The 10,932-nt window shown below is 65.3% G+C and carries 17 protein-coding genes and 2 pseudogenes; 14 read left to right on the top strand and 5 right to left on the bottom strand.

From position 1 onward, the window contains the following. Positions 1-153: 153 nt before the first annotated feature. Both H7841_16510 and H7841_16505 read left to right on the top strand, forming a co-directional pair. Positions 154-561: a hypothetical protein gene (locus H7841_16510; GenBank protein MEO5338469.1), complete on the top strand. Its 408-nt coding sequence runs from the start codon at positions 154-156 to the stop codon at positions 559-561. Positions 562-567: 6 nt separating this feature from the next. After that, entirely contained in the window at positions 568-870 is a 303-nt protein-coding gene (locus H7841_16505; GenBank protein MEO5338468.1) for a hypothetical protein, read from the top strand. A gap of 284 nt (positions 871-1,154) precedes the next feature. Here the strand turns inward: H7841_16505 and H7841_16500 are convergent, their stop codons facing one another. Next, positions 1,155-1,802, bottom strand: coding sequence for a tetratricopeptide repeat protein (locus H7841_16500; GenBank protein MEO5338467.1), 648 nt, complete (start codon positions 1,800-1,802; stop codon positions 1,155-1,157). Positions 1,803-2,331: 529 nt separating this feature from the next. On the opposite strand from H7841_16500, the gene H7841_16495 reads away from it, so the two are divergent. Genes H7841_16495 through H7841_16480 form a run of 4 tightly spaced genes read left to right on the top strand, consistent with a single transcriptional unit; the run spans position 2,332 to position 4,415 of the window. After that, positions 2,332-2,790, top strand: a complete 459-nt coding sequence (locus H7841_16495) for a GNAT family N-acetyltransferase (protein ID MEO5338466.1) — start codon at positions 2,332-2,334, stop codon at positions 2,788-2,790. Then, positions 2,787-3,866, top strand: a complete 1,080-nt coding sequence (locus H7841_16490) for a hypothetical protein (GenBank protein MEO5338465.1) — start codon at positions 2,787-2,789, stop codon at positions 3,864-3,866. Before H7841_16495 ends, H7841_16490 begins: the two co-directional genes overlap by 4 nt. A gap of 23 nt (positions 3,867-3,889) precedes the next feature. Then, the gene (locus H7841_16485; protein MEO5338464.1) at positions 3,890-4,147 is read left to right on the top strand and encodes a type II toxin-antitoxin system RelB/DinJ family antitoxin; all 258 of its coding nucleotides are present in this window, start codon (positions 3,890-3,892) and stop codon (positions 4,145-4,147) included. Continuing rightward, complete coding sequence (locus H7841_16480; protein ID MEO5338463.1) at positions 4,134-4,415, top strand: type II toxin-antitoxin system YafQ family toxin; 282 nt, start codon at positions 4,134-4,136, stop codon at positions 4,413-4,415. The genes H7841_16485 and H7841_16480 overlap by 14 nt, the downstream gene beginning before the upstream one ends. Before the next feature lie 6 nt (positions 4,416-4,421). Here H7841_16480 and H7841_16475 read toward each other — a convergent pair whose 3' ends face one another. Next, a complete protein-coding gene (locus H7841_16475) occupies positions 4,422-4,631 on the bottom strand; it encodes a hypothetical protein (GenBank protein ID MEO5338462.1) in 210 nt (69 codons plus the stop codon). Between H7841_16475 and H7841_16470 the strand changes: the two genes are divergently transcribed. The 5 genes from H7841_16470 (at position 4,609) to H7841_16450 (ending at position 8,886) form a co-directional block, all read left to right on the top strand. Continuing rightward, on the top strand, positions 4,609-4,950 hold the full coding sequence (locus H7841_16470) for an efflux RND transporter permease subunit (protein ID MEO5338461.1): 342 nt from the start codon (positions 4,609-4,611) through the stop codon (positions 4,948-4,950). The genes H7841_16475 and H7841_16470 overlap by 23 nt on opposite strands. Positions 4,951-5,679: 729 nt before the next feature. Next, the gene (locus H7841_16465) at positions 5,680-6,063 is read left to right on the top strand and encodes a DUF4372 domain-containing protein (GenBank protein MEO5338460.1); all 384 of its coding nucleotides are present in this window, start codon (positions 5,680-5,682) and stop codon (positions 6,061-6,063) included. 772 nt (positions 6,064-6,835) lie between these two features. Continuing rightward, positions 6,836-7,648 (top strand): OmpA family protein, encoded by an 813-nt coding sequence (locus H7841_16460; protein ID MEO5338459.1) that lies wholly within the window; start codon positions 6,836-6,838, stop codon positions 7,646-7,648. Beyond that, positions 7,645-8,532, top strand: a complete 888-nt coding sequence (locus tag H7841_16455; protein ID MEO5338458.1) for a hypothetical protein — start codon at positions 7,645-7,647, stop codon at positions 8,530-8,532. Before H7841_16460 ends, H7841_16455 begins: the two co-directional genes overlap by 4 nt. Positions 8,533-8,625: 93 nt before the next feature. Further along, positions 8,626-8,886 carry a hypothetical protein gene (locus tag H7841_16450; GenBank protein ID MEO5338457.1) on the top strand — a complete coding sequence of 87 codons (261 nt, stop codon included), beginning with the start codon at positions 8,626-8,628 and terminating at the stop codon, positions 8,884-8,886. A gap of 4 nt (positions 8,887-8,890) precedes the next feature. Here H7841_16450 and H7841_16445 read toward each other — a convergent pair. Next, a pseudogene (locus H7841_16445) lies at positions 8,891-9,049 on the bottom strand (helix-turn-helix domain-containing protein). Between H7841_16445 and H7841_16440 the strand changes: the two are divergent. Next, the gene (locus H7841_16440) at positions 9,042-9,395 is read left to right on the top strand and encodes a tyrosine-type recombinase/integrase (protein ID MEO5338456.1); all 354 of its coding nucleotides are present in this window, start codon (positions 9,042-9,044) and stop codon (positions 9,393-9,395) included. The pseudogene H7841_16445 and the gene H7841_16440 overlap by 8 nt on opposite strands. Before the next feature lie 34 nt (positions 9,396-9,429). Here the strand turns inward: H7841_16440 and H7841_16435 are convergent, their stop codons facing one another. Beyond that, a complete protein-coding gene (locus tag H7841_16435; GenBank protein ID MEO5338455.1) occupies positions 9,430-9,915 on the bottom strand; it encodes a hypothetical protein in 486 nt (161 codons plus the stop codon). 47 nt (positions 9,916-9,962) lie between these two features. On the opposite strand from H7841_16435, the gene H7841_16430 reads away from it, so the two are divergent. Together H7841_16430 and H7841_16425 are read left to right on the top strand one after the other, a co-directional pair. Then, positions 9,963-10,244, top strand: coding sequence for a type II toxin-antitoxin system RelE/ParE family toxin (locus tag H7841_16430; GenBank protein MEO5338454.1), 282 nt, complete (start codon positions 9,963-9,965; stop codon positions 10,242-10,244). Positions 10,245-10,257: 13 nt separating this feature from the next. After that, positions 10,258-10,551 (top strand): HigA family addiction module antitoxin, encoded by a 294-nt coding sequence (locus tag H7841_16425; protein MEO5338453.1) that lies wholly within the window; start codon positions 10,258-10,260, stop codon positions 10,549-10,551. On the opposite strand, the pseudogene H7841_16420 reads toward H7841_16425, so the two are convergent. Further along, positions 10,533-10,811, bottom strand: a pseudogene (locus H7841_16420) (phage portal protein). The gene H7841_16425 and the pseudogene H7841_16420 overlap by 19 nt on opposite strands. Positions 10,812-10,932: the final 121 nt, after the last annotated feature.

The raw sequence follows: 10,932 nt of genomic DNA, 5'->3' as shown, positions 1-10,932 counted from the left end.
AAGATGGTCGTGAAAAGACAACCTTGTCAGACAGGAGGCCTCGCCGCCTCCGCCACTCCCCTACCGCGAAGCGGTTTCGTTCAATCCCCTGCGATTCCTGCTGAGCGGAAAATGCTCTAACCGCCGGATTCAGGTTTATGCTATGACGAAGCCATGCCGATCGTCGTCGTCCACGAACTCGCCCATCTGCGGGCCGCGCTTGAGGCGGCGGAGGAAGCGGGCGTGGAGGTGACCTTGCAGGGGCGATTCCTGCCGATGGGAGCGATGGTCTTCCGGGCCATGGTCGAGGAAGCGGCGGCTCGGGTGCCGGGGGCGCGCTTCCGCGCCATCCTGGACTGCGGCGGCGATCCGGGCTATGCGCTGAACGCGCTACGCCACGGCCTGAAGGCGGTCCGCCTCGAGGCTCCGCCCGAGCTGCGGGACCGGGTCTCCGACATTGCCACGCAATTGGGCGCAGCGCTCGCCGACGACAAGGGGCCGACCCTCGACCTCCTGGACCACCCCGACCCCCAAGCCGCTTGTCGGGCCTTATTGACGGACTCAAGGAACGAGGCGGTGTAGGTAACCTTGCAATGGGCGACCTTGCGAGCGATGGCTCAATCTGGTGGACGACTTGAGTGCCGGGACCCAAAAGCCTACAACAAGATCAAAACGCACAAATATCAGCTGTCAAAGAAGCTCAGAGCGTATTTCCAGATTGAAGAAGATCCGATCTACTGGAACTCAACAGATTCTTGCTGGCAGGCAAGGTTCATTGTCCGTCCCGCTGACCCCGTGGGCACGGCCTACAACAAGCTTTCGGCCTCGGTCGCGGCCCGACAGCAACAAGAGGTCAAAGCGGTTCCCGGCAAGAGAACGTCAACCCATTGATTTTACTGGGGTGCCCAAAATGCGTACCTCGGGCCGAGGTGCACAGCCTTTGGAGAATATGGGGGAGGAGAGAGAGGAAACCGGCCCGGAATGGCCTTCCAGGCCGTCGGCGCAGTTCACGGCTTTCGGCGCGAACGTGGCAAAGACCCTGCGGTTCAGGGCCAGCCCCGAAGTGGGGGGAGAATATCATTAGCCCATTGACGGAAAACAGAGAATTTCCTTGGCCCTGCCGGGTGGAGATTTGGATTACGAACCGCCTTCACGGCATACGACGGGCACAGGCGTCAATGGAACACCTCTTCCAGGGTCTTGGCATCCAGGACCCTGAGGCTCCACTCCTCCAGGTCGGGATCGGGAATGGGGGCCAGAGCCATCAGGCGCAGCAGGAGCGGCACCGCCGACAGGCGTTCCGCCGCCGCAACGGCATCCACTTCCCCTTTCCCGGCAAGCAGGGGCTCGACATGGGGATGCCGGCGCAAGGCGTTGGCGACTGCCCGGGCCACCGAGGCCGGATGGATGGACGGCCGATCCAGGGCGGCCAGCAGCACGTCGAACAGGGGCGGCGGGACCGTGGTGAAGTGGATGCCGGCCAGGCACTCCCCGAAGTTGGCCCAGAAGGGTCCGGCATTCGGCTGCAGGACGACGGCGTTCACGAAGGCCGTGAAGGCATCCGTCTCGCGGCCGGAGCGTAACAGAACCATGCCCAGGTTGTTGTGGGCCTCGGGATAGTCCGGACGAGCCCGCAGCGCCTTGGAGATCAGGCGGGACGCTTCCTTGAGGTCGCCCTTCTGGATGGCGGCGACCCCCAGCATGTGGAGCGCCACCGGATGGTCGGGGGCGGCGGTCAGGGTGCGGCGCAAAAGGACCTCCGCCTTCGCCACCTCTCCTTCCCGCAGGTGGGACACCGCCTGCCGAACCATCTCTTGCAACATGATCGAACCACCCCGCGTCTTCAGGCGCAGCGAATGCCGCCGACATTCCAAGGCCTTCTGCCCCCCGGAACGACGTCCGGCCGGACCCGCGCCCCAATTGCCATAGGAACATCCCGACGCCCAGGATCGGCCCTCGGGGGCGTTGGATCAAGGGGCTTTCGGCTTCCTCCCTCGGCGTCGCCTCCTGCCCGGACCAGGAAGGGCTCCCTTTCGACGCCGCCCTCTCCGATGAACCTTGGGGATGGTCGCCCGCCAACACCATAGCAGGCATAATATATGGCAATATCGCACCTAAGGTAGATAGCTTGCATTATATGACTCACCTTTAGGCATCATTGTCGAGTTGACTGTAGTATAGGCCTCCCATACTGTCACCATAGGGAGAAAGGATGGCTGGCCGGGGGGCCGGCTCGAAGGGGGCGCCATGAGCGAGGGCGAGACTGGCGGTACGGCCGTCGACGACGGGGGAAGTTCCACCGAAGCGGGTTCTTCATCCGGCAAGGCGCCAAAACGGCGGCCCGCGGGGGTCGTGACCATCCGCCTGGCGCGCGATGCGGCCGACGTGGCGGCGATGATCGCCCTCGGGCGCCTGCTGCATGCCGAAAGCCGCTACCGGACCCTGCCCCTGGACGACGCCCGCATGCAGGAGATCGGGCGGCGCGGCCTCGCCAACGGCAATCCGGGCCTCCTGATGGCGGAGAGGAACGGCGAGGCGGTGGGCATGGCCATCGTCGTGCTGGGCGAGCACTTCTTCTCGCCCGCCCTGGCGGCCACCGTGCAGCTACTCTACGTGACGCCGGCGGCGCGCGGCGGGCCGGCGGCGGTCAGGCTGCTGCGGGCGCTGCGCCGCTGGGCGGAAACGAACGGCGCCCGCGACCTGCATGTCAACGTCACCACCGCCATCCATGCCGACCGCACCGACCGCTTGCTGCGCCGCATGGGCTTCCGCCAGACCGGCGGCAACTACGTGCTGGAGGGGGTGGTATGAGGAAACCGCCCGGACGGATCGCAGGGGCACTGGCGGCCTCGCTGCTGGCGGCCATCTCCCTTCTCGCCGCCTGCGTCACCGGGGCGGCGCCGGAGGGCGGCGGGGAGGGCAAGGGCGCCAGTTCCGGCGCCGCCATCGCCCTGACCGGCCATTCCCTGGGCGGGGCGCTGGCCCAGTACGTCTGGGCCAAGGACTACAGGGACAATTCGACGTCTTCCCCCATCTCCTCCGTTTCGACCTTCGGGGCGCCGGGGATCAAGGAGTTCCTGGTCACCGACAGCCTCTACGATCCCGCCCTGGACGTCAGGGTGGTGGGCTACTTCGACAAGGCCGATCCCATCGGCCAGAACGGCACCCACCTGGGGGTGCGGGTGTCGGTGCGGGAAGTTTCGCTGTTCGAGGCCTTCGGGCTGGTGGTGCCAGGGCTGAGCGAGTACCTGAAGCTGGAAGCCCACAAGATGCCGGTCAGCGCGTCCGACGCTTTCTACGACTTCGACAATGACGGCTGGCGCGAGCATCGCGGTTGGGTGGGGGCCGGGGACGGCCTGCTCGCCTATGACGCCAACCGGGACGGCTTCATCCAGGGCCGCGATGAGTTGTCCTTCCTTGGCTACCGAGAGGGCGCGCGCACCGATCTGGAAGGCTTGGTCGCGTTCGATTCCAACCACGACGGCAGGCTCGACGCCAGCGATGCCGCCTGGGCGGACATGAAGGTCTGGCGCGATGCCAACGGGGACGGCATGAGCCAGGCGGGAGAAGTGGTAAGCCTCGCCGAGGCCGCCCAGCAGCTTGATCTCGAACGAGGCCCCGCCCTCACGGGCCCGCCAGCGGTACCAGGCATCGAACAGGGCGAACTGTTCGCGTTTCATCAGCCAGCGCACGGCGATGCGCGACGGCACGCTCGTGAAGCGCTTGCGCTGCCGTGCCGGTCCCGCCTCCATCTCGGTGCGCAGGATCGCCTCGCCCGGACGGATGCCATAGCCCTGCACGGTCGGGAGGGGCAGCGTCGCGGGCCAGGAGAGGGTCGTCATCTTGTCCCTTCTGGACGGCATCCCCCTGCCTGGGCTACAATGTAGCTCGGAACAAGGAGATGCCTTCCATGAGTACCGTTGTCCGTGCGCGTATCGACGAGCGGGTGAAGGACGATGCCACCGCCGTGCTGGCGTCCATCGGGCTTACCGTGTCGGATGCCTTCCGCCTCATGATGGTGCGCATCGCCACCGAGAAGCGGTTGCCCTTCGAGCCGCTGGTGCCCAACGCCGAGACCGTGGCGGCCATCGAGGCGGTTCGGCGCGGCGACGTGGTCGCCGTGGGTAGCGTGAAGGACCTGATGGCCGACTTGAATGCGGACGATTAGGCGCACCGGCGCTTTCAAGCGCGACTACAAGCGCGAGAAGAAGGGCCGGCACGGCAAGAGCCTCGACAACGACCTGATGACGGCGGTCGCCATGTTGGCGGCTGACGATCCCCTTCCTCAGCGCTATCACGACCATCCCTTGGTCGGGGAATGGAAAGACTGCCGGGACTGCCACATCTGGCCCGACTTGGTGCTGATCTACCGGAAACCGGACGACGGAACCCTCGATCTGGTGCGCCTGGGATCGCACAGCGAACTGGGACTTTGAACCCTTTCACCGATAGGCCCCCGCCGCCGGATTGAGGCCGTAGCGGCGTTCGAGCGTGGGCGCAAGGCCCTCGCCTCGACAGATCTTGCGGCTCATCAGCATTTCCATCCGGTCGACGAAGACGTCGATCATCACCTCTCCGTCCGGACCACGCCGGGTCTCGGTGCGGGCCTGGGTGTTGGGCACGCTGTTGGTGACCGTGGGCTGGACCACCACGGTGACGCCGCCCTGCGAAGAGGCCTTCCAGGATGCCGCCCAGGGGCTTGGCGACCGACAGGCGCCAGGCGGCACGGAGCGCCTCTTCGGCGATGCTGTTGAACAGATCGGCCTGTTGCCCATCATGTGGAGTACAGGCACAGGCTCCGAAGTGATGCGCCGCATCGCCGTGCCCATGGTGGGCGGCACGGTGTCCTCCACCGTCCTGACCTTGGTGGTGATCCCAGCGCTCTACGCGCTCATCAAGGAGTTCGCCATGCGAAGCGCGCTGGCACCGGCTTCCGTGGAGATTGCGGAAAGCGCATCTTCGGAGTCGTGATCCGTGGCAGATCTCGGATGGCCGAAATCTACTTGGAAATGGATCTACCCGGCTCCTTGCTGGCCGGTCGGGGTGGCGCCACGACGCAGGCCGTGCCTTCGTTCGGCGGGCACTTATTGGGCTGGTTCCTGAGATCCCTGTTGGGAATCAGTCGCGGACAGTCGGGAGTCCCAATCTGCGCATAGGGGGCGCATCTGATGGTCTGCCCATCCGGCCCCCATTCCCAGGCCCGCGCCGCTCCCGGCATGGCGAACAAGACAGCGGTAACGGAAATTGCAAGAACAGACTTCATGATCACTGGCCCCCTGATGATTCTGGCTTTTGCCCACCCATCTCCGCGCAGGTGATTTCGCTATCCGCATTGATCGATATGCGCCGACTTGTCGGGGAGGGCAAGGACTCAATCATCGCGCAATAATCGCGCAATAATCGCTCAATCACCGCTCCGGTCCCTTCCCATGGTCACGATAGGCGCAGGACCACCCTTGTCCAAAATAGCTTTTCCCCGGTGAGGGGATAGGCGCCCTCCCAGAAATCGTGGCAGAGACGGTTTACCACAACCACATCGCGCCACGGTCCAGGGGAGGGCTTATCGATGGCCACCGCCGCCAGCCTGTTCAGTCAACTTCTTCGCCAGGTTCCACGCCTGGATTTCGCCGCCCTGGTCAGGAAGCACGGGGCGGAGCGGCACGCCAAAAGGGGTTCGGCTGCTGGGACCAGTTGGTGGCGATGCTGTTCTGCCACCTGGCGCGGGCGGACTCCTTGCGGGAGATCTGCGGCAGGCTGTCGTGCTGCCTGGGCAAGCTGACGCACCTGGGGCTGGACGAAGCGCCGAAGCGCTCCACCCTGTCCAATGCCAACGAGCACCGCCCCGCCGCGCTGTACGAGGACCTGTTCTGGGGGCTCCTGTCCCGCCTCCGCGGCCAGGGGCGGCTGGGCAGGGGCCACGGCTTCCGGTTCAAGAACAAGCTGCTGTCGCTGGACTCGACCACCGTCTCGCTCTGCCTGAACCTGTTACCCCCTGCGCCGCGTGGTGGTCTGGGACGGTGCGACCAGGGACTCCCCCCACGATCAGCCGGCCGTTCCATTCCGCCCAGAGGGATCGCGGCATGAAGGGTGCCATGGGAAAATCGATCCATTGCTGCGGGTTCTCCATATCCCAGCGGCGGATGAAATCCTCGGAGCCATGGCGTTTTCCGGTCGCATGAAGAGAGCCGGCCGTCAGGTGACCAGGCAACAAGCCCGAACCGTCCATCATAAGCGCCCAGCGTCGTCAGGATACGCGGACGCCCCGGTTCAGTCGTCGGACAGACCTCCTACGGCCATCCGGTGAATAAGCCGCATCCCAAGGAAGCCACGACAATTCCACGGAACGTGTCCGGTGCATCCGGCGCTTGGCGTCGACTTCATACAGATGGAGCGACTCGTCGATGCCTTGCGCCAGAACCGCCAGATCCCTCCCGTCCGGCCGGAAAACAACCTTGACGATCCGGCCAACGAATCATCCTTGAAGTCGAACAGGGCTCCATCTTGGGAGCGGAACAGCAAGAGGCCGGAAGGACCCTTTCAGCCTGGGCAAGGGACTCGCGCATCAGGCGTGCTTCGGTGGCGGGATAGACGGCGATGGCCGACGGCCGGGCCCTCGGCGCCACGAAGCCGTGAAATCCATCCGCTTCCCGGGGCCATTCGGGGGGCAGCCCGAGACTGCCGCCGAAACCGAGACGCGCCTATGGGTTCCTATGTAGATCACGACCGTCCATAATTCCGCCTCTTTCCCAAGAAGAATCAGCGGCGGATTTTCACCGTCGCAGGCAGTATACGTAATTCCACCGGCAGTGGAATTGGCCGATTTTCGGAAGCGGGGGCATTCAACATGCAGAGCCGGATGATCTCCAGGAGGCGCCTGTTGTGGGCGGCCCTGGTTTCACTGTTCCTCGGAACTGGATCCGGGCTTGCCTACCAAGCTCAAGGCCTGGACCCAGAAGGGAGCGCTGATTACTTCCGGACCCGGGTTGGAGCCGTCGTCTTCTTCGCCCATGATCGCATCGGCCTCGATCCTGAGGCGAAGGCGGTGCTCGACCGCCAGGCCGCCTGGCTAAAACGCCATTCCGAATACCATGTTGTCCTGGTCGGCCATACCGACGAGCGGGGAACCTTGGAGCACAGCCTGGCCATCGGCGAGCGGCAGGCCGCGGCCGTGAAAAGCTATCTGGCCGCCCAGGGCATCGAGGGCACGAGGATCGAAGCCCGGTCAGCCGACAAGAGCCACCCCCTGGCGCCCGGCCACACCGACGCGGCCTGGGCCCAGAATCGACGGGTGGAGACCATCCTGACGGCATCCGTCTCTTATGCCACGGCGACGGGAACGCTCACCTGCAACGCCGGTAGTCTCGTGCAGTGCGGCCTCGCCGGCTGCGAGGCCCCCAGTCCCGTACCCTCCAGCCTGAGCCTGGATTATGGAAGCGGCGCCGTCGGCTACTGCTTGGCGACCGCCTGCTACGACGGGAAGGCCGTCCTCGTCCGCAGCGAAGGCGCGGAACTGATCGCCTTCGACGGCCAGCGGGCCCAACCGGGTGAGCCGCGCTCCGCCGGCTGGCTGGTCACCATCCATCCGGGACGGAAGGCCGCCACGGTCGGCCGCTTCGAGGCGGACGGTGGCGTGTCCTTCGCCACTCTGGCCTGCGAAGGTGGAAAATGATGAAGCGGCTTTTCCTCCTCATTCTCGCCCTGCTGCCCCCGCCCCTGGCCGCCGAGGCGTCGGAACCGAAGCTGTGGATCATCAAGCCCGCACCGGCCAGCGACCTGTCGGACTGCCCCAGGCTGGCGAAAGAGGCCATCAAGGCCAAATCGCCGGATGCCCGCCCGCTGGCATCGGACGGGGCCATCCTCTTTCCCAGCATCAAGATTCCGCTACGCGGCGAAGGCGGCCGGGATGAGAGCCACGGCGACATCACAGACCGCTGCTTCGCCCTAACGATCGATGGCCAAATCGTGGTTTCGGGGGCCACCGTCCGGCTCCATTCCGCCCGGCTGTTGCGCTTTCCGGTCCTTCAGCTCCTGGCCCGGAAGCCGGGCGAGGCTCTCCGCTTCCAGCTGACCCCGGCCTTCCCGGAGGAGTATTCGACCATACCCACCGAGAAATGGTGGGACATGCTCGGGAAGCTGCGGGGCAACGGGCTGGACACGGACTACAAGGCCGGCACCCTGGGCCGCCTTGCCCGCCATATCGGCACCTATCGCTACGACGATGTCTTCAAGGACCCGGACGTCGAGGCCACCCTGAACGGCCTGATGCCCGCCAAGGAAAAGGCGGTGCTGCGCGAGAACCTGAAAGTGATGGCCCCCATCGCCTTCTCCGGCACGCACATGGTCCTTTCGGGCAACAAGCCGCATGCTGGCACAACGGATACGGCGGTGGTCGCCATCCGCCTGGTCGATGGAACCATCCATGCCGCCGTGATGCACGACGGCAAGGTCTTCCAGTACCGGGACAAGCGTGACCACGAAACGACGCCCGACGCCATCCGCGATTTCGTGCAAGAGTCCGAGCGTATCGTCAAGGCCTGGAACGAGACGAAATAGAGGAGAAAGCCGATGCGATGTCGCGGGATCCTGATGGGGCTATGTCTTTCGTGCCTGGCCCTCGCGGCACGGGCGGCCCCCAATGAATCCGTGATGGTAATCCTGCGGGGCCCCACGAGCCTGGCGACGGTGGCGGCCGAGGTCCATCTAGCGGACGACGCCTGCCATGTGCGCATGAACCTGGGCAACGATTCCGATCATGACATCGACCTCGGAACGCTGCGGATGGAGATCACCGACCGGAGCTACGCCAAGACCGTTATCGAGTTTCCCGCCGACCGTGATTCTGCCACTGGTGGCGGAGAGGCGGATAAGAGCGGCCGGCAGGGAAGGGTCATTCACGGTCTGGAATAACCAATCATTCGCTCGTCCTCAGCCGGTATCCCACGCCCGGATCGGTGACGATCAGGGTAGGCTGGGCGGGATCGGCTTCCAGCTTCTGGCGCAGCTGGTTAATGTAGACCCGGAGATAGGCCGTGTCCTCGACATGAGCCGGTCCCCGAACTTCCTTGAGGATCTTCACGACGCGCAACGGCACAGTACTCAGTCGTGACGCCCTCGAACATAGGCTTGCCAAATACGTGCAAGCGGCCAGCAGAACCTGTCCGCCTCTGGCACAGAAATCGGTCAGCATGCATGTCCTCCGGCATTCTGCAGCAATGCGATTGCAGCGGGCTGGTATTGACTCGTCGGTGATCGCCCTCTGGCTGGGGCACGAAAGCGTCGAAACCACCCAGGTTTACTTGCATGCCGATCTGGCAATCAAGGAACGTGCCTTGGCCAGGACGACACCAGCCGATTCTCCGTCTGGCTGCCGATTCCGCCCCACCGACAAGCTTCTCGCTTTTCTGGAGGCGATCTGAATTATGCCGAGCCCTTCGCAACGATCACCGCCTCTCAGACCGGTTTGCCGGAGATATCGGCGCAGCAGGCGACGGCATAGGCAGCCGACAGCGCCCCCCCGCTTGCGACCGCCCAGAGGGGCTTGCCGGACTCTTTCCGGAGGATGGCGATGCGGTCGGCCAGGTCGAACAGCCCGCCCACCTCGCTGCCGGGGGAGTCGATGTCCAGCACGATGCCGCGCACGCGGGGATCGGTGGCGGCGGCTGCGACGGCGTCGCCGATGTCGCCGTAGGACATCAACCCGCTGGCCGCCGCCAGGTAGCCCGAGCGCGCCACCAGGGTGCCGGTGACCGGCACGATGGCGATGCCCTCCGGCGTGATCTCCAACTCCCGGCCGGGCACGGCGCCGATATCCAGCGGCTCCAGGGCCTGGCCCGCCAGCCGCGGCCCGAGGACGCCCAGGATCACGTCCAGCTTGGGACGCGCGATGAGCGGCGGCGTCCCGAACAGGCGGGAGGCAAGGTGCGGAAGATCGGGCATGATTCCTTATCCGTTGCGTTAGCTAACGACATGCGTTAGTATTCGGCATGATCAAGTCGTTCCGGAATGCCGCCGCCGAAGCCGCCTGGGCTCGCCGCTTCGTCAAGGGCGTTCCCAACGACATCGTGAAGGCGGCGCACCGCAAGCTGACGCAGATCCACAACGCCCGCAGCCTGGACGATCTTCGCATTCCGCCGGGCAACCGGCTGGAGGCGTTGTCCGGGGACCGCAAGGGTCAGCACAGCGTCCGGATCAACGACCAGTGGCGGGTCTGCTTCCGCTGGCGGGACGGCGACGCCCACGATGTCGAGATCGTCGACTATCATTGAGGAGACTAGGACCATGGCTGACTTTCCACCGACCCACCCCGGCGAGGTTCTCCGTGAGGATTTCCTCAAGCCAATGAATCTCAGCCAGTACGCCCTGGCCAAGGCCATCGGCGTGCCGCAGATCAGGATCAGCGAGATCGTCAACGGCAAGCGGGCCGTCACGCCGGACACGGCCCTCAGGCTGGCCCGCTATTTCGGGACCACGGCGGAGTTCTGGATCGGCATGCAGGCCACCTACGACTTGGAGACCGCCCGTGACCAGTTGAGCGCCGGCATCGAGTCCCAGGTTCATCCAAGGGCGGCCTGATCGGCGGCGGCCAGTTCCTCGGGCGGATCGGCGGGCACCTCGTCCGCTGCCGCCGGGGCCTTCCCGAAACTCAGGCCGAGAGCCTGCTCGCGCGCCTTGTCGGCGGCGATCTCGGCGTCCACCTGCTCGGCATCAAAGCCCCGTTCGGCGATGGTCTGGGTCCGGCTCTTGAGGCCCGCCTCGATCTGCTCGATCTCGGCGCGGGCGTCCTTCAGGGGATCGACCCATTCCCGGCGGGGTGGCAGCCAGGAGCAGGCGAGGCAGTCGGCCCGGCGGGCCTCGTACCCGCATTGCGTTGCGCGGCCGGATGGGCGATACTGTGGGCATGGCAAGCCCTCGCAAGATCGATGCCCTGACCGAACCCTCGCCGGCCGAGATCGC

Source organism: Magnetospirillum sp. WYHS-4, from assembly GCA_039908345.1.
Classification (GTDB): domain Bacteria; phylum Pseudomonadota; class Alphaproteobacteria; order Rhodospirillales; family GLO-3; genus JAMOBD01.
The sequence above is the reverse complement of the archived record's forward strand: the minus strand, read 5'-3'. Positions and strand labels throughout refer to the sequence as shown.